The 21980-nt window shown below is 63.7% G+C and carries 18 protein-coding genes and 1 pseudogene; 13 read left to right on the plus strand and 6 right to left on the minus strand.

The genetic code is table 11. The features are described 5' to 3' along the window. Window positions 1–1710 (minus strand): GH25 family lysozyme (locus ABD243_RS15325; protein WP_344367304.1); only part of this gene is annotated, 1710 nt, incomplete at its 3' end. Between the two features lie 151 nt (window positions 1711–1861). Between ABD243_RS15325 and rfbB the strand changes: the two genes are divergently transcribed. Continuing rightward, window positions 1862–2860 carry a dTDP-glucose 4,6-dehydratase gene (gene rfbB / locus ABD243_RS15330; RefSeq protein ID WP_116766846.1) on the plus strand — a complete coding sequence of 333 codons (999 nt, stop codon included), beginning with the start codon at window positions 1862–1864 and terminating at the stop codon, window positions 2858–2860. Window positions 2861–2863: 3 nt separating this feature from the next. Further along, window positions 2864–4288 (plus strand): sugar nucleotide-binding protein, encoded by a 1425-nt coding sequence (locus ABD243_RS15335; protein WP_344367305.1) that lies wholly within the window; start codon window positions 2864–2866, stop codon window positions 4286–4288. A gap of 123 nt (window positions 4289–4411) precedes the next feature. Here the strand turns inward: ABD243_RS15335 and ABD243_RS15340 are convergent, their stop codons facing one another. Both ABD243_RS15340 and ABD243_RS15345 read right to left on the minus strand, forming a co-directional pair. Continuing rightward, on the minus strand, window positions 4412–6082 hold the full coding sequence (locus tag ABD243_RS15340; protein ID WP_344367306.1) for a DUF2142 domain-containing protein: 1671 nt from the start codon (window positions 6080–6082) through the stop codon (window positions 4412–4414). Beyond that, window positions 6079–7083, minus strand: coding sequence for a substrate-binding domain-containing protein (locus tag ABD243_RS15345; RefSeq protein ID WP_344367307.1), 1005 nt, complete (start codon window positions 7081–7083; stop codon window positions 6079–6081). Before ABD243_RS15345 ends, ABD243_RS15340 begins: the two co-directional genes overlap by 4 nt. 265 nt (window positions 7084–7348) lie before the next feature. On the opposite strand from ABD243_RS15345, the gene ABD243_RS15350 reads away from it, so the two are divergent. Continuing rightward, window positions 7349–7825 (plus strand): GtrA family protein, encoded by a 477-nt coding sequence (locus ABD243_RS15350; RefSeq protein ID WP_344367308.1) that lies wholly within the window; start codon window positions 7349–7351, stop codon window positions 7823–7825. On the opposite strand, the gene ABD243_RS15355 is transcribed toward ABD243_RS15350, so the two are convergent. Then, entirely contained in the window at window positions 7822–9396 is a 1575-nt protein-coding gene (locus ABD243_RS15355) for a DUF2142 domain-containing protein (RefSeq protein WP_344367309.1), read from the minus strand. The two genes, ABD243_RS15350 and ABD243_RS15355, sit on opposite strands and share 4 nt — an antisense overlap. 366 nt (window positions 9397–9762) lie before the next feature. On the opposite strand from ABD243_RS15355, the gene ABD243_RS15360 reads away from it, so the two are divergent. Then, the gene (locus ABD243_RS15360; protein ID WP_344367310.1) at window positions 9763–10833 is read left to right on the plus strand and encodes a TadA family conjugal transfer-associated ATPase; all 1071 of its coding nucleotides are present in this window, start codon (window positions 9763–9765) and stop codon (window positions 10831–10833) included. Beyond that, window positions 10716–12350: a recombinase family protein gene (locus tag ABD243_RS15365; RefSeq protein ID WP_344367399.1), complete on the plus strand. Its 1635-nt coding sequence runs from the start codon at window positions 10716–10718 to the stop codon at window positions 12348–12350. The genes ABD243_RS15360 and ABD243_RS15365 overlap by 118 nt, the downstream gene beginning before the upstream one ends. Window positions 12351–12461: 111 nt before the next feature. On the opposite strand, the gene ABD243_RS15370 is transcribed toward ABD243_RS15365, so the two are convergent. Both ABD243_RS15370 and ABD243_RS20945 read right to left on the minus strand, forming a co-directional pair. Then, complete coding sequence (locus ABD243_RS15370; protein ID WP_344367311.1) at window positions 12462–13049, minus strand: recombinase family protein; 588 nt, start codon at window positions 13047–13049, stop codon at window positions 12462–12464. A gap of 470 nt (window positions 13050–13519) precedes the next feature. Continuing rightward, window positions 13520–14155 (minus strand): HNH endonuclease, encoded by a 636-nt coding sequence (locus ABD243_RS20945; protein ID WP_425547220.1) that lies wholly within the window; start codon window positions 14153–14155, stop codon window positions 13520–13522. Window positions 14156–14470: 315 nt separating this feature from the next. Here ABD243_RS20945 and ABD243_RS15375 point away from each other — a divergent pair, with 315 nt between their 5' ends. The 8 genes and pseudogenes from ABD243_RS15375 to ABD243_RS15410 all read left to right on the plus strand — a co-directional run bounded on the left by ABD243_RS15375 (window position 14471) and on the right by ABD243_RS15410 (window position 21906). Further along, complete coding sequence (locus ABD243_RS15375) at window positions 14471–17674, plus strand: type ISP restriction/modification enzyme (protein ID WP_344367312.1); 3204 nt, start codon at window positions 14471–14473, stop codon at window positions 17672–17674. A 166-nt stretch (window positions 17675–17840) separates the two neighbouring features. Further along, a pseudogene (locus ABD243_RS15380) lies at window positions 17841–18191 on the plus strand (CpaF family protein); the annotation flags it as partial. After that, on the plus strand, window positions 18191–19045 hold the full coding sequence (locus ABD243_RS15385) for a type II secretion system F family protein (RefSeq protein WP_344367313.1): 855 nt from the start codon (window positions 18191–18193) through the stop codon (window positions 19043–19045). The pseudogene ABD243_RS15380 and the gene ABD243_RS15385, both read left to right, overlap by 1 nt. After that, window positions 19042–19983: a type II secretion system F family protein gene (locus ABD243_RS15390; protein WP_344367314.1), complete on the plus strand. Its 942-nt coding sequence runs from the start codon at window positions 19042–19044 to the stop codon at window positions 19981–19983. Before ABD243_RS15385 ends, ABD243_RS15390 begins: the two co-directional genes overlap by 4 nt. A gap of 342 nt (window positions 19984–20325) precedes the next feature. After that, window positions 20326–20529 (plus strand): hypothetical protein, encoded by a 204-nt coding sequence (locus ABD243_RS15395; RefSeq protein WP_425547222.1) that lies wholly within the window; start codon window positions 20326–20328, stop codon window positions 20527–20529. Window positions 20530–20532: 3 nt separating this feature from the next. Then, complete coding sequence (locus ABD243_RS15400; RefSeq protein WP_116766864.1) at window positions 20533–20949, plus strand: TadE family protein; 417 nt, start codon at window positions 20533–20535, stop codon at window positions 20947–20949. Between the two features lie 88 nt (window positions 20950–21037). After that, complete coding sequence (locus ABD243_RS15405) at window positions 21038–21430, plus strand: hypothetical protein (RefSeq protein ID WP_344367316.1); 393 nt, start codon at window positions 21038–21040, stop codon at window positions 21428–21430. Further along, complete coding sequence (locus tag ABD243_RS15410) at window positions 21427–21906, plus strand: pilus assembly protein TadG-related protein (protein WP_344367317.1); 480 nt, start codon at window positions 21427–21429, stop codon at window positions 21904–21906. Before ABD243_RS15405 ends, ABD243_RS15410 begins: the two co-directional genes overlap by 4 nt. Window positions 21907–21980: the final 74 nt, after the last annotated feature.

A 21980-nucleotide genomic window follows, 5' to 3' on the forward strand; every position in this document is an offset into this window, starting at 1 on the left:
GCGCACGATGCCCACGGTGGTCAGTTTGTCACCGTTCCAGTCGCCTGTGATGGGACGGTCTGTGCTGACCCCGAAGGCGATGAAGTTGGAGACCACGGGGGACTTGATCCGGTTGCTGAGCCACCATTCGCCGTTGCGCCACACCCCGATGCTGGTCTTTCCGTCGCCGTCCCAGTCGCCGACGATCGGCGTATCGGAGGGAATCCCGAATCCGGTGTACTCATTGACCACCGGATTGTTGACGTTATAGCTGACCTGGAAGCTGGAGTTGCGCCAGATGCCGATTCCGTCGCGGCCCGCGCCGCTCCAGTCGCCAACGATCGGGGTGTCGGAGCCGACGCCGAAGCCCACCACCTTCGTAATGGCCATGGTGTTGAGGTCATCGACGAGCCACCACATGCCGTTCCGGAAGATACCGATCCCGGCCCGGCCGTCACCGTTCCAGTCGCCGACCACGGGCTTGTCGCCCGGCATGCCGTAATTGAAGCAGCGCCGCGGGGCGGAGGGCATCTGCAGGCACCAGAACCCGTCCTTGAACCAGCCGGTGTAGGACTTGCCGTCGCCGGCCCACTTGCCGCTGAGCAGCGTGGCGCCGGGTATGAGGCCGATCGGGTAGGTGTCAGGCGTGGAGGCGAGTTTGCGGAGCTGGTCCAGCGAGCCGTTGAAGACGTTCTGATCGCCGGGGAACGTGGCCTTGACGGTCTGGGAAGCGTCGGCGTAGGCGTTGGCATACTGCCAGACGGTGTAGGTGGGCCATCCGCCGGGAACGGCCGGTGCATTGGTGTAGTAGGAGGCCAGCCACAGCGGGTTGGTCTGGCTGAATTCGCTGGTGTTGCCCAGGCAGTCGCGCCAGAAGTAGTAGCTCGTGTAGATCATGGCCTGTTTGTTGGTCATGCGGTACACGGTCTGGGTGAAGTCCCGGACCCAGGTGGCCAGCTGCCCCGGCGTGGCACCGTAGCAGCGGTTGAGGCCGGCGTAGGGGTTGTCCTCGATGTCCAGGACCGGGGGCATCGTGACGCCGTCGGCGGACCAGCCGCCGCCGTTGTTGACGAAGAACTGGGCCTGGGCGGCGCCCCCGGAGACATCGGGCCGGCCGAAGTGATAGGCCCCGCGGAGCAGGCCGACGGAACTCGCGCCCGTGTACTGGGCCCCGAATTGGCTGTTCACGTAGCTGGTGCCCTCGGTGGCCTTGACGTAGGCGAAGCGGGCGCCGTTGGCCTTGACGGAGGACCAGTTGACGCTGCCCTGCCACGAACTCACATCCAGTCCCAGAGGCTGCCCGCGGGTGTCCAGCGGCTGCTCCGCCACCCACGGCTCGGTCGCTTGGGTCACGGCGGCCTGTTGCGTCTTGGCCATCGCCGCCGAGGCCGACGCCGGATTCAGTCCGGCCCGCCCCATTGTCGCCTGGCCCTGTTGCGGGGCGGCCGCGGCTTCCGCCGTGGCCGCAGCGGACGACGGCGCCGCCGCTGCCGTCGAGGCCTGCGCCGTGGCTTGAGGGGTGGTGGCCGGGGCGCTGGCCTTCGCGGGGGCAGCCGCGCTGGTCGTCGCTGTCGGTTTGGGGGTCGCTGTAGGCGCGGCGGCGGTGGCGGTCGGGGAGGGGCTGGGAGCGGGTGCCGCAGATGCAGGGTTAGCCCAGGTCAGCGCCAGCGCGAAGGGAAGGCAGAGTGCCGCCGCGGTCCGTAGTTTGTGGATTTTGATAGTCGTCACCATTACTCCGGAGGATCTGGACAGAGGCCAAGATCACCCCCGTATGTGCGTAAAGAGTAACCAATTGCCCTCAGTGTTACCACTGTGGCCAATGTTGCTTTTGGTGTGTCCCGCGTCGGGACGGGAGAAAATCGTCAGCCGGTAAGCTGGCCTAATGCAGAAACTCCTCGTCACCGGCGGTGCCGGTTTCATCGGTTCCAATTTTGTCCACTACGTACTGGAGAACACCGACCACCACGTCACGGTCCTCGACAAGCTCACCTACGCGGGCAATGTGGAGTCGCTGGCGGGCCTTCCGGCAGACCGCTTCACGCTGGTGCAGGGGGACATCTGCGACGCCGCAGTGGTTGACGGCCTGGTCGCCGGGACGGACGTCGTGGTTCACTACGCGGCGGAATCCCACAACGACAACTCGCTGCACGATCCCCGCCCGTTCCTGGACACGAACATCATCGGGACGTACACCCTGATCGAGGCGGCACGGAAGCACAACAAGCGCTTCCACCACATCTCCACGGACGAGGTGTACGGCGACCTCGAGCTCGACGATCCGGAGCGGTTCACCGAGAACACGCCCTACAACCCCTCGAGCCCGTATTCCTCCACCAAGGCGGGCTCGGATCTGCTGGTCCGGGCCTGGGTGCGGTCCTTCGGCCTGCAGGCGACCATCAGCAACTGCTCGAACAACTACGGCCCGTACCAGCACGTGGAGAAGTTCATTCCGCGCCAGATCACCAACGTGATCGACGGCATCCGCCCCAAGCTGTACGGCAAGGGCGAGAACGTCCGGGACTGGATCCACGCCAACGACCACTCGTCCGCTGTCCTGGCGATCATCGCCAAGGGCCGGATCGGCGAGACCTACCTGATCGGCGCCGACGGCGAGAAGAACAACAAGGACGTCGTCGAGCTGATCCTCAAGCACATGGGCCAGGCGCCGGATGCCTACGACCACGTCGTGGACCGGCCCGGCCACGACATGCGCTACGCGATCGACTCCTCCAAGCTGCGCGACGAACTGGGCTGGGAGCCGAAGTTCTCCAACTTCGACGCCGGCATCGAAGACACCATCGCCTGGTACCGGAACAACGAGGACTGGTGGCGTCCGCAGAAGGCCGCGACCGAAGCCAAGTACAAGGAACAGGGCCAGTAGATCATGTCGATCGAGTTCTCGAAGAAGCTCACAGCACACGAAACCCCGATTCCCGGCGTCGTCCTGTACGACCTTCCGGTCCACGGCGACAACCGGGGCTGGTTCAAGGAGAACTGGCAGCGGGAAAAGATGGTGGCGCTCGGCCTGCCGGACTTCCGCCCGGTGCAGAACAACATCTCCTTCAACGAGTCGGCGGGCACCACCCGCGGGATCCACGCCGAGCCGTGGGACAAGTTCATTTCCGTGGCCACCGGCCGGATCTTCGGCGCCTGGGTGGACCTGCGCGAAGGCCCGACGTTCGGCGCCGTGTTCACTGCCGAAATGGATCCCAGCCAGGCCATCTTCATTCCCCGCGGAGTGGGGAATGCCTTCCAGACGCTGGAAGACAACACCGCCTACACCTACCTCGTCAACGACCACTGGTCCGCCGACGCCCAGGGCCAGTACACCTTCCTGAACCTCGCTGACGAGACCGCGGCCATCAGCTGGCCCGTGCCGCTGGAGCAGGCCGAGCTCTCGGACAAGGACAAGGCACACCCGCGGCTGGCGGACGTCACGCCGATGCCGCCGAAGAAGGTCCTCGTGGTCGGTGCCGACGGCCAGCTCGGCAAGGCCCTGCGCAAACAGTACGACGGCGACGCGTCCGTTGAATTCGCCGGCCGCGGCGAGTTCGACCTCGGCAGCGAGGACGCCTTCACCGGGCGCAACTGGAAGAACTATTCCGCGATCATCAACGCCGCGGCCTACACGGCGGTGGATGCCGCCGAGTCGGCCGAAGGCCGTGCGGCGGCCTGGGCGGTCAACGTCACGGCCGTGGCGCGGCTGGCCCGCACCGCCGTCGAACACGACCTCACACTGGTCCACGTGTCCTCGGACTATGTCTTCGACGGCACGCGCGCCACACACGACGAGTCGGAGCCCCTGGCGCCGCTGGGCGTCTACGGCCAGACCAAGGCCGCGGGCGACGCCGTCGTCAGCGTGGTGCCCCGGCACTACATCGTGCGCACGAGCTGGGTGATCGGCGAAGGCAACAACTTCGTCCGCACCATGGCCTCGCTGGCGGAACGCGGCATAGAGCCGTCGGTGGTGGACGACCAGATCGGGCGGCTGAGCTTCACGGAGGACATCGCCGCCGGCATCCGGCACCTGCTGGAGTCGGGCGCCGCGTACGGCGTCTACAACCTCAGCAACGACGGCGAGCCGCAGTCCTGGGCGGACATCGCCGCGGACGTCTACGAGCTCGCCGGCAAGCCGCGGGAGGCCGTGACGGGTGTCAGCACGGAGGAGTACTTCAAGGGCAAGGCCGTCTCGCCGCGCCCGTTGAACAGTGCCCTCGAGCTGGACAAGATCAAGGCCGCCGGGTTCGTCCCGCCGCTGTCCTCGGACCGGCTCAGGGCGTACATGGGGGCAACAGTTCCCCAGCACTGAGCGTTGGCCGTGCGGTTCAGCTAAGGATCAGCACGCGAAAAAGACCCGTTCACGCGCATGGCGTGGACGGGTCTTTTTGGTGCGGGCGCCGCGGGAGCCGCGGGAGCTGCGGGAGCCGCGGGCTCAGCCGGCCGCGGCCTCGGCAGCGGGACGCTTGCGGGCGCGCCTGGTCCTAGACGGCCACGGCCGCTTCGGGAGCAGAGTATGGCCCGGGAACAGGTAGCTGAACAGCTTCGAGGCGCAGAGCAGGACTGCCGCGGTGAAGGCCAGGGTGAGGACCTCCCAGGTCAGCGGCGGCTGCCAGCCCGGCACGGTGAACATGGTCTGCCAGTTGGCCGTTTCCTGGATGCCCACAACATAGCGCCGGAGAACGTTCACAAAGGCATAGGCGTGCGCGACGCAGCCGGCCACCAGCAGGATCCGGGCGATGGTCATGCTCTGCGGCCGCTGTCCGAACGGCCGGAACCGCATGGCGAGCCCGGCCGAGATGACCGCGATCGTGAACAGCGGCAGGCTGTACCGGCCCTGCCAGATGAAGCCGGTGGTGTTGATGAGGGCCGACTGCACCACGGCAGGGACCACCGCCAGCAATGCGACCGCCACCCAGAAGGCAGTCTGCAGCCGGTAGGGCCGGACCAGCATGACCGTGAGCATGAGCCCGATGAGCAACATGCTCCAGAACATCTGGACGGCCTGCGGAACCGGTGCGTCCAGCCACCCCGCAACGCCGATGTACTGGCCCACGAAGTCGAAGGACTTGTCCATCATCGTCAGGAACGCGTTGTACGGCCGCACCTCGCCGGCGACGTTGGAGATCCCGGCCGGGGCTTCGCCGGCCGAAGCCGGTGCCCGGAGCATCAGGAAATTCCACGCCACGCCCAGGACGATGCCCACAGTGGCCAGTGCGGTTACTGCCAGCACCACCCGGTTCCTGAAGATGGCGACGATGTCAGCGCGCCGGAAGAAGAGGCAGGCAACGATCGCGCCGCACAGCAGCCACAACAGGGATATGTTGCGGGTGTTCGCGAGAGTCGCGGCCGCGATGCCGACCGTCAGGATGCCCGGGCGGGCCCGCTCCAGGTGCCGCGAGTTCTCCAGCACGGACACCAGCCCGCAGAAGGCCGCCATGGAGGCCGCTATTTCCAGCGAATTCGGATTGATGCCGCTGCCCAGGAACAGGACCATCGGCGTCGTCGAAATGGCGGCCGCGACGAGCGGCCACTTGGGGTGGCGCAGCCGGTGCAGGGCCGTGAAACCGGCGGCGTAGAAGGCTGCGGACAGCAGACCGCTGACGATGCGCATGGCGTAGATCGCCGGGGCCCCGGACATGACGAGGCTGGGCAGCCCGACAAGCCAGTAGTAGAAGGGGTTGTACAGTCCGGCCGACGTCACACCGATGGTGAGGTCGTTGTCATCGAGGGGGATCGCCGGGGCGCAGCCTGCCGGTTTCGTCACCTGGAAGGGGAAGCACATCTGCGCCTGCACGTTGGCGATGTAGGACGGAACCTGCACATGGACGCCGTGGCCGTACGATTCGCCGGGGCCCGGGAAAAACTGGCCCCGGGATACTGCGGCCGCCTTGATGGTGTGCGAGGGTTCGTCCGGATAGGCCATGAGGGGGGTGGCCAGGATCCACAGGGTGATCAGGAGGGACAGAAGGGCGAAGACGGGAAGGAAGAAGCCCATGCCACCGCGGGTGGTTGCCGACAGCGCGAACCGCCGAGCCTTGCCGGGCCGGGCGCCGGGCACGGAGCCTGCTGGTGACGTGCGGGCCGCCTCGGTTGCGTGAATCACTGTGCGTCCCCGATCGTGTCAATCAGCTTTTTGGATTCCCGAATGGCCTCTTCGCTGGGAGAGGCGACACTGGCGAAGTACGTTGAGGACACCTGGCCGTCGGAACTGAGGACAAAAGTGCCCCAGGACTTTACGAGCGTGCTCAGTTGGTGGTTTGAATACTTACCGCAGAAGGCCTGGTAACCGACGACGCCGAGGGCGTAGCCCTGGTTGCTTGTCTCGGGCAGAGTGAATTCCACCCCGGTGGGCAGCGTCCGGGTGGTGCCCTCTTGGGCGGCAACCGCGGCGGAGTCCTTGGACATGCGGACGTAACCTCCGCCGAAGGAGAGCAAGGCGGTTTCGAAGCGGCTGCCGATCGAGCCGAGGTCCATGAACGCGATGCCGCCGGGGGTCTTGTCGACCTTGTCGGCAAGGTCGGAGTGCTTCTTGACGGTGACGGCGTTGCCGGTCTTCGGCCAGGTGGCGGATACGCCCGAGGTCCAGGCGGGGTCGGCGCTGAGGTACTTTGTGGCCGCTTCCGTTTCCACGCTGGGCTCCGTGGCCACGATGGGGGCGATGTCGTCCGAGGGGAGGGTGATGTCGGGGTTGATGTCCGCGATCTCACGCGCGTCCCAGCGGGTGATGGAGCCGGAGAAGATCCCGGCCAGGACTTCGCGGGTCAGCTTGACGTTCCGAAGGCTCGGATTGTTGAGCGCGACGCCGATGGAGGTCACGGAAACGGGAACGGAGAATGCGCCCGCCGGCCCGCACACATCCTTGGTCTGGTTCTGCTGTTCCGGTGTCAGAGGACCGTCCAGTGCGGCGAAGTAGGCTTGGCGGGTGGCCAGGGCCCTTAGTCCGACGTCGGATCCGTCCGGGGAGTAGTTGAGCGACGTGGCGGTGAGTTCCTTGCTCCAGGCGTTGCTCCAGGCCTCGATCGGCCCCTTCTGCACGGGGGTTCCGATCGCGGTGAGGGATCCCCGGACGTCGCTGACGGGCGTTCCTCCGGAGCAACCGGTCACTCCGATTCCCAGCAGCAGAATGCAGGCGAGAACTCCACCTGTGGACCGATTGCGCAAAGAATTTCCCTTCCCGTTCCGGAATGCCTCCGAAACCGTTCCTTATTACCCTAGCCGGTCCCGTGGTGTCGAGGGGTTGCCGGAACACGTCACCAGAGTCTGCAAGGCACGCGGTGCTGGTCTAGACTTGCCGGATGTCCCGGTGGATGAAAGCGCCCGGACACATCAACGATTACAGGCGGTATGTTCGAACAATGGGGATTGAATTGTGAGCCTTGCTCACCGCATGAAGACCCTTGTGCGCGACGGCTTCCTGGTCAAGTTCCTCGTGGTGGGAGGGCTTTCCTTCGCCATCGACCTCGGAATTCTGGCCCTCCTTCATGAGGTGGGCAACGTCGATCTGTGGATTGCCACCCCGATCGCCTTCCTGACCAGCCTGGTCTTCAACTTCTTCGTCCAAAAGAACTTCACGTTCCAGTCCGGCGCCCGGGCCCACGTCAGTTTCATCAAATACGGGGCACTTGTGGCGTTCAATGTCGTGGCAACAGACGTGATCGTCAATCTCGCCGCAGGGGCCGGCCAGTCCTACGCGCTCGGCAAGGTCATTGCGACCATCGCCACGACCGCCTGGAACTTCCTGCTCTACAAGCACTGGATCTTCAAGCCCGCGCCGGAGCATGACGGCGACATCGTCGACCTCGACGCCTCCGCGACCCCTGCCAGCGGCCCTCATCATCGGGATTAGCTAAGGCTGCTTCCGTCGTTGATGGGCTCCCCGGCCGGGGCCTGGCCGGGCGACAATTGGCGGTACAGCAGGACTCCCGCCACGGCTGTCACGGCCAGATAGGCAAGAGCCAGGGGAAGCCAGCCCAGCGGCGGCTCCCACTTGGTTGCCCCGAACATGTCCGCCCAGTTGGCTTCGGTGGAGATTCCGACTCCGTACCTGCGCAAGGCATTGGCGAACACCGCGGTGTGCGCGGCCGCGGTGAGCCCGATCGCCCACATCGTAATTCTCCGCGCGAAGAGCGAGTCGGGGAACCGGAGGAAGCGCAGGGCCAGTCCCGCGGCCAGGAGCATCGGGACAATCACGGGCAGAAGGTAGCGGCCTTGCCAGATGTAGCCCAACTCCGTGACCACCTGAGCCTGAAGGATTGGCGGGATGGCGATCGCCGCGGCGAGCAGCACGATGAATCCGAGCCGGGGGCGCCACGGCCTGACGGACACCGCTGCGACCATGAGCGCCCCGGTGAGGCAGGACCACCAAAAGTAGACGCCGGTGGGACCGTTGGTGTCCAGCCAGCCGAGCTGGGCCACGTAGGAGGCCGCGATGTCGAATGTCCGCTCAACCATGGTGCCGAAGGCTTGCTCCGGGGTGACGGTACCGGGAGTGCCCAGCAGGCTGGCGAGGGTGTTGGCTGTCTTGAGCCACAGGAGGCCGAGGGCCGCCGCGACGGCAATCAGGGTGGCCATGGCCAGGACGAGCTTGTTCTTCACCAGGAGCAGTAGATCCCGGGGCGGGAACATGAGCAGGGCGGCAATGACAGCCAGGGCAAGCCACAGCAGTGACAACGCCCGGGTGTTGGCCAGGACGGCGGCAGCGACCCCCACAACAACGATGTTGAACCGGAACCGGGACAGCTCCCGCACGTTCTCAAGCACGAGGCACAGGTTGACGAACACTGCTGAGGTGGTGACGATCTCCAGGGCATTCGGGTTGATGGACCCGCAGAGGTAGAGAACCATGGGCGTGACGGCGATCCCCGCGGCCGCGACGGGCCAGCGCCGGTTGGCGAACTGGGTGGTGGCGAGGAGCGTGGCAGCGAGGAACAAAGAGCACAGCAATCCGCTGAGGATCCGCATGGCGTAGATGGCCGGCTCGCCGCTCAGGATCGTGGAGGGCAGGCCCACCACCAGGTAGTACAGGGGGTTGTAGTTGCCGGCCGACGTGCCGGCCGTCGTCGGCTGCCGGTCCGCGGAATCCAGCCCGGGGGAGCAGTCAGCGGTGACGATCACTTTGAAGGCGAAGCAGGTTAGGGACTGGGTGTCGGCGATGTACTTGGGCACCACCACCTGAAGCTGTTCGCCCTGGGTCTGTCCGGACGTGCCGAGGAACTGCCCCCGGGCCACGGCGGCGGCCTTGATCGTGTGGGCCGGCTCGTCGGGGACCGACATCAGGGGAGAGGCAAGGCTCCACAACGTGCTGAACATCGACAGGATCAGGAAGATCATGCAGAAGCGCAGGACCGGTGCGGGGGGCTTGGACTGCGCCGGATTCGCCTGGCGGGGCCGCTGCGCTTTGCGCAAGGGAAGACTCATGGATTCAGTGCACCGTTTCACAGTGATGAGACGCGTCCAGCGCCCTTGAAGCGCCCCGCCGGAAAACTGCTCATGAAGATTCGCGCAGAACACCGCGTCGGGACGCCGGGGCCCGTCTGTCCCCCGTCGATCGTAGGGCCACCAGGCACCCGGTACAAAAGCGCTGTCCGCCCGACCGACCGCTCCGACTCGGTCCGGCCGTGAGGCCAATGAGCCTGCTGTGACCGGTGAGAAAGATGTTATTTCGCGACGGTGGCGGTTATCCACATAAGGCCGCCGCACCCCTTGTCCGGCCGGGCAGTGCCGCCTAGGTTTAAGCCACTTTCATCGCCTCGGCAGTGGGGCGTCAGTCATATTGGGGGCCACATGGAGGCTGTGCGCATTGTCGAGGACGAGGTCCGCGAGCTGATCCGCCGGCGCGGCCTGGACCCCCTGCGGCAGTCCGGGGAGGTCCGGCGCCTGGTCGAAGCGGCGGTCAGCGACTACGACGAGCGGGCCTTGCTGGCGCCGCTGCCTCCACTGGGGCCGTTGGAGTCGGCGCGGAGATTCGTCTACGACGCCGTGGCCGGCTTCGGCGCGCTGCAGCCCCTTCTGGACGATCCGGGCATCGAGGAAATCTGGCTCAATGCGCCCAGCGAGATCTATGTGGCGCGCAACGGCGAATCGGAGCTGACTTCTGTGTCGTTGACGGACCAGCAGGTCCGGGACCTCGTGGAACGGATGCTGAAGAGCTCCGGCCGTCGGCTGGACATGTCCTCCCCGTTCGTGGATGCGGCGCTCCCGGACGGCTCACGTCTGCATGTGGTCATCCCGGATGTCACCCGGCGGCACTGGGCCATCAATATCCGCAAGTTCGTGGTCAAGGCCAGCCGGCTGGAGCACCTGGTGGAGCTGGGAACGCTGACCCCGCAGGCGGCCAGGTTCCTCGGTGCTGCCGTCGCCAGCGGCCTCAACATCCTGGTCTCGGGCGCCACCCAGGCCGGCAAAACCACCATGCTGAACTGCCTCGCGGCGAGCATCGGCACCCGTGAGCGGGTCATCACCGTGGAGGAGATCTTCGAACTGCAGTTTCCGCTCCGCGACGTCGTGGGGCTGCAGTGCCGGCAACCGAACTTGGAGGGGCAGGGGGAAATTCCGCTGCGGCGGCTCGTCAAGGAGGCCTTGCGCATGCGGCCCGACCGGCTCGTGGTGGGGGAGGTCAGGGAGGCTGAGAGCCTTGACATGCTCATAGCCTTGAATTCGGGTCTTCCCGATTATTGGTCAAGCACATCACAGGATAGGCTGGTCCGATGCCGCGCACAGCCTTCATCTACTGCCGAATCAGCAACGACAAAACGGGTGCAGGACTCGGCGTCCAGCGCCAGGAGGACGACTGCCGCGAGCTGGCGGAGGCGAAGGGATACACGGTCGTTCGCGTCTTCGTGGACAACGACATAAGCGCATACTCGGGAAAGCCCCGTCCGCAGTACAACGCCATGATAAAAAGGGTGGCAGTCGGGGAAGTTGATGCCGTGTTCTGCTGGCACCCTGACAGGCTCCACCGTCGCCCGGTGGAGCTTGAGACTTACATCGACGTGTGCCGTGCTGGTAAAGCCCTCACGCACTCCGTCAAGGCGGGGGAGATGGACCTCTCCACCGACTCGGGCCAGCTCGTTGCCAGGATGCTCGGGGCGGCGGCACGGTACGAATCAGATACCAAAGCAACCAGAATCCGAAGGGCGTCCGAGCAATCGACGCGTGCCGGAAAATGGACAGGGGGGACCCGTCCGTTCGGATGGACCATCACCGGTGGTGTGCCTGAGCTTCACACCATCGAATCCAAGGCACTTGCGGATGCTTGTATGCGGGTTCTTCGGGGAGACAGTCTGGGATCCATCATCCGTGAGATGAACAATGCGGGCATCTTGACCACTCGCGGTAACCAATGGGGATATGCCCAGTTGGCGCAGGCGTTGGAGCGGCCACGCAACGCGGGGCTTGCGGACCTGCATGGCGAGATTGTCGGGCCTTCCACGTTCCCTGCGATTGTTTCTGAGAACGTATGGCGAGGCGTCTGTGCCGTGCTGAGTGACCCTTCCCGCAGGCGTTCGCAGTCGAACAAGGCGGTCCACTTGCTGGCGGGCATAGCCCAGTGCCACTGCGGCGGATACGTTCGGTCTGGGACTGTGACAACCCGAACCGGTGACAAGCGCCGCATCTATCGGTGCAGTGTGCGTGGCCCTGGCCATGTCAGCAAGGGGATCGAGTACGTGGACAAGGTCGTCAACGAACTAATCGTCGCTGTTCGAGCCGCGCAGGACCGGACTAAGGCGGCGGATGCTGGCCCCGATCCTGAAGCGGAGCGGCTGGAGCTGGAGGCTACTGCCCTGCGGAAGCGGCAGGAAGAGGCGGGCATGCAGGCCGCTCTAGGCCAGATACCGATGCACATGCTTGGAACCATCAACTCGGTCATCGAGAAGGAATTGGCTGCCGTCACCACTGCCATGGCCCGGCTAGAGGAGACGGCTGCCCGACGGCCGCCGACAGAGATATTGCCCATCCCAGCCGATTCGCCCTACGCACGGGAGTGGGCGGGCATGCACATTGATGATCGGCGGGACTACCTTCGAGGCATCTGCAATGTGGTACTGCTTCCGCACGGCAAAGGCTCCACAAAAGTTTTCAACCCCGACACTGTCCAGCTTGTGATTAAGGCCCCCGGAGAGGGGCCAGGACCGATGAACTCTCGTGAGATAGAGCGACTTGCGGCGTCCGCTTCTTTGGAGTCCGCCGGGACCGGAACCTTCGTCACTTTCCCAGTCGACGGTGAATTGGTCAGCTTCCAGATAGCGGATGCTCCTACCAACCCAACCGACGATGAGGGGGTTTGGCTCCAACGCCTAATGCCGCTGGACGACAGTGGCAGGGCGCGCCTCCAGCGAGTCCTCGACACGCGGGCCGCCCTTAACGCGTAGGCGCCCCAGCAGGGCGTCAGTGGGCCAATCCCTCACTGTGACTTCGATAGGGCCTTAAAACCGCTCCCAGCACCCCAGACGGGCAGGCCGAAGGTGAGCCGGCCTTTGGGGTCAAGAGGTCGTCGCTGTGTCTTTCATGCGGCGATAGAGCGTAGCCCTGGACATACCCAGATCCCGCGCCACCTGTGCTGCCGGTTCCCCTGCCTCAATCAGGCGGGCCGCATTCCTAACCTGGCTGTCGGTGAACTGGGCTTTACGTCCCCCCAAGTCCTTACCCGCCGCCCGTCGCTTGCTGACGCTGTCGTTGATGCGCTCACGCTTGATGTCCAGCTCCATCTGCCCCAGCGCGGCCATGACGGTAAAGACCATCTGCCCTGTTGGCGTGCTGGTGTCCACGTCGCCGCCGCCTAAGTTGAGTACGCGGAGCCCCACTCCGCGTGCTCTCAGGTCATCGGCCAGTGCCAGCATGTTGTGGGTGGACCGCCCCAAGCGGTCCAGCGTCGTGATAACCAACGTGTCGCCACCGTGCAGTGCTTCCATAGCCTTAGTAAGGCCAGCACGTTCCGCCCTGCCCCCGCTCACCCCGTGATCCAAGTACAGATCATCCCGTCGTACCCCTGCGGCCAACAGGTCTTGTTCCTGCCTGTCCGTGTCCTGGGCCCTGGTCGAAACCCTCGCATAGCCGATCAGCTTTCCCATGTTTCCTGCTCCTTGATGTGTCTTGCAACAGTATTTAATTACATCGAACTTAATTGGTACTTGCGAGACATGCAAGCAAGACACTTAAGTCTGGTCTTTTAGCGGTCGATGTGTCTCACAACCAAAGTGTCTTAAATCCCATGGGTTGCGAGACGGTCAGGTCTGCGCCAGCCGTGAGACTGCCCAAGCGGGCGCCTCCCACACGGTCTACCTTCGAGTGCGGTTGACGTACCCCACTGACTACAACCCGACGATGCACTGAACTTCCTAGCCACCCCTATCGCCCTGCCTGAACTGAGGCTGTCCCAGCTCCTCCTGGTCGCCGTCGTGTCGTCAACAACCACGACAAGCACGACAGCCCAGACAGGTAGGCGAGGCTGTTCCAACAGCCCTGTGGAAGGGTGGGGGGCATACCCTTCGACCTCCCGCGCCTTGTCCGGAGGTGGATAGCGGTTTTTATTGCGCACGGGTTACAGGGTTTTTCCGGGGCGCGTGGGCAATGAAAGACCAAAGCGCTCGGCGAAGGCTCTAACCGCAAGGTTCTCGGCGGCAGCCCAGTTTATGTTGCGCTTGGGCCGCCTCTTGCGTCTCTCGTTTTCGCTCCGGCGGACGGGCTCCAAGTGGGATGGGTTCACGCACGCTGGATTTCCGCAGAAGGCGTGGTCCAGTTCGTATCGGGGCCGGTGGCCTCCGACGAGAAGGTCCCAAATGACGCGGTGGGCCATCCATGAAACCTGGTTGGCGCCCTCAGGGACAAAAGCCCCGTAATTTCCCTGCACTCCACCGATCCATACCCAGCAGCCGTTGATGTCCTTGATGCTGCCCCCGAGGCGGCGAACATTCATGTCTTCGATTTCAGGGGTGGGGCGTAGGTGTTCGACCTCGTGCAAGCGGCAGAAGAATAGCTTCTTGCCTTTACGGGCCATACTCCGACCGCCGTCGTATTTGAACTCTCGGCAGCCCGGCCACTGGCAACGCCAGTGCTTGTTCCTGTCGTACCACTTCGCGTAGTGGGCGGGACACCAGTCCCGGCGTGTTGCCTCTTCCGCACAGCGGACGCCCGCGTCACGCTTCGTGCACCGTCCAAGGGTTTTCTTCCGGCCCATTGGGCACTCCAATCACACGTCGGTCGCGCACCAAGGCGCGCAACATTAAAAGTGTGGTTGTGGAATCAAGCTGAGCTCGGGAGCCCGTGCAGTGGCTGGGAAATCAAGCGACTGCCAGCCCTGAGCTACCCCGCCGCATTATTAGCAAAGGCGGAATGGCCGGTGTCAATCATACATGGGGCGCGGAGCCCCAGCGGAGCGGCCAATGCCTAGGCGTTGGAGGGGGATTGCCTGACGCCGGGCCGGGAGTAACGTCGGTAAAAAGCAAAGCTGAGATAGATTCTCCGTAAGCCAGACACAATCATCGGGGGAAGCATGTCATCCAAGCAGGTCTCAGTCGACGCAGTCGCAGCCTACGTTCAGCAGGTTGCCACGCTGGCAACCAACTCCATTGCCCGAGAGCACAGTTACCGCCCCGCGTTGGTACAAATGTTCAACGCCCTCGCGACCGAAATCGAAACCTTCAATGACCCCGCGAGGTCATCGGAGGGGCAACCGGATTTCGTCTACGTCCAGAAGTCGAACGCGGAAATAGTTCGGGGGTATGGCGAAGCCAAGGATCTTGGGGACGATCTGGACCGCGTGGAGAAGTCTGAGCAGCTGATTCGGTACGCGGGCTACGATCAGCTCATCCTGACGAATGAGCTTGAGTTTCGTTTCTACCGCGAGGGGCAGAAGTACTCGAGCGTTCACGTCGCACAACTGTCAACCGATGGTCTTGTTGAACCGCTGCCGGCGAACTTCTCCAAGTTCATTGACGAGTTCCTGGCGTTCATTGACCAGCCTCCGGTGAAGATAACCTCCGCGACAAAGCTGGCCATAAGTATGGGTGGCAAGGCGCGGCGCGTGAGGGACTTCGTGATTGATGCCCTCGGCGAAGACGTGTCAGAAGACGACGAACTCTTGAAGATCTATTCCGTGGTCGAGAGAAACCTTGTAGCGGGGATGAGTCACGAAGACTTCGCAGACATGTATGCGCAGACTCTGATCTACGGACTCTTCTCTGCCCGGTACAGCGACAAGACCTTGCAATCGTTCTCCAGGCAGGAGGCAAGAGATCTCATTCCAGCCTCGAGCCACTTCCTACGGACGTTCTTTGACCACGTGGCCGGTCCTGGTTTCGCCCAAGGGCTGGCCCAGATTGTCCAAGAGATGTGTGAGGTATTGGTTGTCAGCGACGTAGCCAAGATTGTCCATCGCCAGTTGGCCACTGACGATGACGAGTCCGGCCGCGACCCTATCATTCACTTCTACGAGGATTTTCTGCGTGAGTACGACGCCGGACAGCGCAAGAAACGCGGCGCCTACTACACCCCCACCCAAGTCGTTCGTTTCATCGTGCGAGCAGTGGACTCCGCTCTGATCAACGACTTTGGCATTACCGAGGGCTTGGCTGACAGCAGCAAGCGCCCGCTGACCGTACCCACGCAACCCGCCCTGACGCGCAAGCCTGGCAACATTAAGCGCTCCCGCAGTACGTCCATGACGGTAGACATACACAAGGTTCAGATTCTGGACTTCGCCACCGGAACGGCCACGTTCCTCAACGAGGTCATCAAGCATGTACATAAGGGGTTCAAGGGGCAGGAAGGAATCTGGCCCTCCTACGCGGCCGAGGATTTGGTTCCGAGACTCAACGGGTTTGAACTCATGATGGCGCCCTACGCCATTGCTCACATGAAGCTGGGGATGACGCTGAACGATTTAGGCGTCTCGGCGCCGAGTCGTTTCCGCGTGTTCCTGACGAACACGCTGGAACGTCCCCGCGGTTTGAACCCCGACCTTTTCCAGTTTGGTCTTTTGGAAGCCTTGACCGAGGAATCGGAGGCTGCTTCGGAGATAAAGGAACAGCGGCCCATTATGGTGGTAATTGGTAACCCACCGTATTCGGGAGAATCGTCAAACAACTTTGCGTATGCCAACCAGTTCTCAAGTAAATACAAGGTTGAGCCCGGCGGCAAGATTCCTTTGCAGGAAAGGAATTCTAAATGGCTCAATAATGACTACGTTAAGTTCATTGGATTTGCAGAGGATTTGATCACGAAGAATGGCGAAGGGGTCATTGGCGTAATCACCGACAACAGCTATCTCATGAGCCCCACGTTCCGGGGGATGCGTTGGCACCTGGCAAACACGTTTGATCGACTGGTGGTGCTCGATCTTCATGGCCGCAAGATCGCGGGGGATAAGCCAGACGCCATGAGTCAGGACCAGAATGTCTTCGACATCATGCAAGGCGTGTCTATTCTCATCGCTGTCAAGAACGGGGCCAAGCCCAAGGGTGAACTGGCCGACGTGTTGCATGGAGAACTCGTGGGGAGTCGAAAGGACAAGTTCACCGCGCTGGAAGCGGACAACATAACTTGGGAGAAGCTTGACCTGGATGAGAAGTCTGTCTACTTCAAGCCAACCGGAGGCGGCAAGCCTGCCGATTCCAACTCGGGCATCGCCCTCAACGAGATTTTCAATGTGTACAGCGTCGGAATCGCCGCGGGGCGCGACGCTATCACTATTGGCCGAACGAAAGCTGAGCTCAGTCACCGACTTAAAGACTTCGTCTCGAGGACAGCAGCCGACACGAAGCTTCGTTACAAGATAAAGAAGGAAGGGCAGGACTGGACCGTCGCTTCCGCGCAGGCGGACATTGGTCAAAGCGTCGATGACTCAAAGATCGTGCCCATCCTGTACCGGCCCTTCGATACGCGTTACACGTACTACACCGGCACGGCGGGAGGGATCCACACCAGGCCTCGGGACGAAGCGAGCCGTCAGATGATCGGACACGATAATTTGGCGCTGTGCTTCAACCGGCGGATTGAGCAGAACCGGCCTTTCGCAGACGCCTTCGTCACGAAGGACATCATCCAGTTCCACTCAATGAGCATCAAGGAGAGCAACTACTTCGCGCCGCTGTACGTCTACGATGCTGGAGGAAGCCAGCATCCCAACTTCAAGCCGCAGGCACTGGCCCGCCTCTCTAAGAACCTCGCAACTAAGCCGACTCCGCGTCAGGTATTCGCATACATGTACGGGGTGTTGAACGATCCTACTTACAGAGAAGTCAACTATCCCGTTCTCCGATTGAACTACCCGGTCATTCCCATTCCAACAGAGGACGCGGTGTTCGAGCTGTATAGGGTCTATGGCGAACGGTTGATTGAGCTGCACACTATGGCGGCCTCCGACCTCAAGGACTTTGACACGACATACCCCATCGCAGGAGACAACCTGGTCACCCGTTATGAGCACAATGACGACAAGGTTTGGATAAACAAACACCAGTACTTCGGAAACATATCTGCTGAAGACTGGGATTATTTGGTTGGTAGTTATTCGCCTGCTTTGAAATGGTTGAAGGATCGGAAGGGCCAAGTGCTGACTACTGCTGAATTGGGCCATTATCAAAAGCTGATTAAGGCAGTCCGTAAGTCCGTGGCAGCGATGGTGGAATTTGAGTCCCCTCTGAGAGAAGAAGTCGTCGCTATTCCTGACGGCTCCTTAGTTGATTCCATGAGCTAACACCGGAGCGGACCTCAGGGAAGTGGGTGGTGGATGACGCCCTGCTCAGCCATGCGAATGGGTTGAGCAGGGTAGGGAAGCGCTCCCTGTCAGCTCCCGTCCGGCTACCGACGACGAGGAAACTTACCGTAGTTCGTGCCTGAAGTTGTACTGCGCCTCAACGATGTCCGGGCTTCCCGGGATGTGCACCGTCCATGCAAACTCCGCACATGACGCCGTGACGAAGATTTGCACGCTGCCGTTGCTCGCCGGCGACAACATTTCCAGTGCCTTCGTGGTTCCCACGGTGGCGTCCTGCATCGACCTGGTGGTCCACTGCAGCCGGCACGCCAACGGGCGCCGACAGGTCACCGAGATCCTGTCGCTGGGCCGCCGCGTGGAAAACGGAATCATCGAATCCTCCATGGTGTTTACGATGTCGGACGGGCAGCTTCTTCCGAAGGCCAACTCGATGCCCGCCGCGGAAAAGTTCGCCCGCTCCGGCTATGACGTCGCGGCGCTCCTGGAGCCGCGCTAATGGCGCCGCTCCTGGGGATGCTGGGCGGGGCCGGACTTCTCTTGATCTGGTGGTCCGCGTGGGAGCAGCCCGGGAGCTCCGGGCGCAAGTCCCGGACCAGCAGGGTTGAGGATCTGCTGCGGACGGCGGGCATCGAAAAGGTCAGCGCGGCAGGCCTGCTCGCCTCGTGCCTCGGGGTCGGCGTATTTACAACCCTGGCCTTCTTCGCAGTGACAGCGTCGTGGCCGATCTCGGGATGCTTTGGCCTGTTTGGCGGCTGGCTGCCGATGGCGATCGTCCGGTGGCGTGCAAGGAAGCGCACGGCCGTCCTCCGCCAACTCTGGCCCGACGTCGTAGACCACCTCCGGTCAGCCATCAGGGCCGGCCTGTCACTGCCCGAGGCCCTGATCCAACTTGGCGAGAAAGGCCCCGTGGAGCTTCGCCACGTGTTCGTGGACTTCGGCTCCGACTACCGTTCCGGAGGTCAGTTCGATCCCTCGCTCACCCGGCTCAAAGAACGCCTGGCCGATCCCGTGGCGGACCGGATTGTCGAGGCGCTCCGGCTCACCCGGGAGGTGGGCGGCTCTGATCTCGGGCGACTTCTCGGCACCCTCGCCGAGTTCTTGCGTGAGAGCGCCCGGACCCGGAGTGAGTTGGAGGCCAGACAGTCCTGGACCGTCAACGCCGCCCGGCTGGCCGTCGCGGCGCCCTGGATTGTGCTGGTGCTGCTGGCCAGCAGGCCCGAGGCCGTGATGGCCTACAACACCGCGGCCGGGGCGGCGGTCCTACTGGGCGGTCTGGCTGTCTCTTTGATTTCCTATGCCATCATGTTGCGGATCGGGGCGCTGCCGGAAGAGCAGCGGGTGCTCCGATGACCGGGCTGATGGCGGGTGCCACGGTATGCGGCTCAGTCCTCGGGGCCGGACTCTGGCTGTTCCTCGTGCGGCTTCCCTTCATGCGTCCGACGACGTTCGTCGAACGTATCGGTCCGCAATTGAGAACCCACAACCTGGAATCCCGGCTCCTGCGGACCGCCCCGCGCAATGTCACGCCGTTCGGGCCGCTGGAAAGGATTCTGCGCCCGGCGATCCGCGACGGCGTCAGATCACTAGGCCGAATTAACTTTGGTGCGACGGCCTTGAACCGCAGGCTTGCCCGCGCCGGGAGCGCCAAAACGGCGGTGGACTTCCGGGCCGAACAGCTCGTGTGGGCGGCCGGCGGCTTTGTCCTCGCCGTCGGCGTCGTGGCGCTCGCCGGCAGTCTTGGCCGCTTCAGCCCGTTCGTTGCGGTGGTGGCCGTCGTGGGGAGCGCCGTGGGCGGGTTCCTGCTCCGGGACTACCTGCTGGGAGCGCACATCAAGAAAAGGGAGGCGCTGATGATGGCGGAGTTTCCCAGCATCGCCGAACTCATGGCCCTCGCTGTCAGTGCCGGGGAAAGCGCCACCGGTGCGCTGGACAGGGTCTGCCGCAGCGCCCGGGGCGAGCTCTCGCACGAATTCAGCCGCGTCCTCTCCGAGACCCGGGCCGGGAAGCCCCTCGTGGAGGCCCTGCGGGAGTTCTCGGCCAGGACGGACCAGGGACCCCTTCTCCGTTTCGTCGACGGAATGATCGTGGCCGTGGAGCGCGGAACACCCCTGGCCGACGTCCTACGCGCGCAGGCACAGGATGTCCGGGACACAGCCAAAAGGGAGCTCATGGAGTCCGCCGGCAAGAAGGAGATCGGGATGATGGTGCCGCTCGTCTTCGGGGTGCTTCCGCTAACAGTCATCTTCGCCGTGTTCCCCGGCCTGGCCGCCATCAGTCTCGGACTCTAGGAGCCGCCAGCCCAGCCTGGACGCGGCGCAGACGGCGAGGCCTTGCAGGCCATAAGGACGGAATTCAAAAAAAGCCATACGACGACGGAAGAGGATACGAAGAACGTCCCGCGGTCCGGGACTTGCCGGCCCGGATGCGGTGCCAGGTTCTGCACCGAAGCAGCACCAGGATTCAGGCACGAAGCGCAGGAAACCAGATGCACCAGATCGACAACAGCACCGGAAAGACAGAAGCAGCGGAAAGACAGAAGCACGAAACAAGAGAGATCAGGCACGAGAAGAACGAGGAAAGAGGACACCGTGAAGAACTTCGGAACCCGGATGGCATTGATGGCGCTGAGCATGGTGACGTGGCGGTCTGTCGCGTCGCGGCTGCGGCCGGGGGACCACCGTGCCCCGGTAGCAGACCATCCGGAGCGGGGGGATGTGCCCGGCTGGGTGATGATCACCCTTATGTCCGCCGTCCTCGTGGCAGCCCTTCTGGCCCTCGCCGGTCCGGCACTGGAGGGGCTCTTCAACCAGGCCATGGATAAGGTCGGACAGTAGCAGGTGGCGGCACAAGGCGCGGGGCACGGCACCGGGCTCCGGCGCATCACAGACCGTGAGCGTGGGGCCGCCGTGGTGGACTTCGTGCTGATCGGCGCGCTGCTCACGTTGTTCTTCCTCGCGATCGTCCAGCTCACCTTGGTCCTCCATGTGCGGAACACGCTGATAGACGCCGCCGCCTCGGGGGCCAGATACGGCACGCTGGCGGACCGCAACTCCGGGGATGCCCGGGACCGTACGGTCCAGCTGATCACGGCGGCGCTGAACCCCGATTTCGCCCGGGACGTGGCCACCAGCGAGTCCACGTACCAGGGCATCCGCACGCTGGAAGTCACTGTCCGTGCGCCCTTGCCGGTCATCGGCTTTATCGGTCCACGGGCGCTCCTGGAGGTGAAGGGCCATGCGGCCATCCAGCCGTAACGGCGCAGCGCCCCGCCCAGTCCGGGGCGTCCCCGGGGGAGACGGCGTCTCTCGGGACCTCAGCGCCGGGCCGGAACAGGGGAGTGCCGTGATCGAGTTCGTCTTCCTGTCCATGCTGCTGATGGTGCCCCTCGTGTACTTCATCATCACCGTGGGCCAGATCCAGGGCGGCTCGTTCGCTGTGGTTGGCGCCGCGGACCAGGCCGCCAAGGCCTATGTCGCCCAGCCGGACGCGGCAAGCGGCCGGGCCGCTGCCGAGCAGGCCGTGCTGCTGGCGCTCGCCGACTACGGGCAGCCGCCGGAGAACGCCAGCATCGACACACGCTGCGAGCCCGCGGACTGTCTGGCTCCCGGCTCGGCGGTGACGGTCACCGTTCACCTCGCCGTGCCGCTGCCCTTTGTGCCCTTCAGCGATGTGCTTCATCTCAACGCGAGCCAGCTCAGCGCCTCGGCAACCCAGCTGGTGGGAAGGTTCCGGTGAAAATCCACGTCGGCGCATGCCAGCATCCAGCCAGGAGCCCGTCCCGCCCGCAGGAGGGCCAGGTGCTGGTGCTGAGCATCGGGTTCGTCGTGATTGCCCTGCTTGTCGCGACCGTCGTCATTGCCGCTTCCAGCGTCTACCTCGAACACAAGAAACTGCTCTCGCTCGCGGACGGCGCCTCGGTGGCCGCAGCGGACAGCTTCACGCTCGGGCAGCTCGGCAACGCCGGCGGCACGCCATCCGCCGTATTGAGCGGTACCAGGGTGCGCAGCGCCGCCGTCGACTATCTGAGCCGCAACGGCGCCTTCGGTCGCGTCAGCGGCCTCAGTGTGGCGCCGTCCACGGGCAGCCCGGACGGTGCCACCGCCGTCGTGGTGCTCAGCGCTGCGGTCCACCCGCCAGTGGTGAACTTCCTGGTGCCCGACGGCATCCGGATCGAGGCGACGTCGACAGCGCGGTCCCGCCTCAGCCGCTGACCTGCCAACCCCCTGCAGCGCTGACCCGCATCCCCAACATCCCGGTTGCCCTATCAGTAGATGCGGCCAACCGG

This window comes from Arthrobacter humicola, from assembly GCF_039531445.1.
Lineage (GTDB): Bacteria > Actinomycetota > Actinomycetes > Actinomycetales > Micrococcaceae > Arthrobacter > Arthrobacter humicola.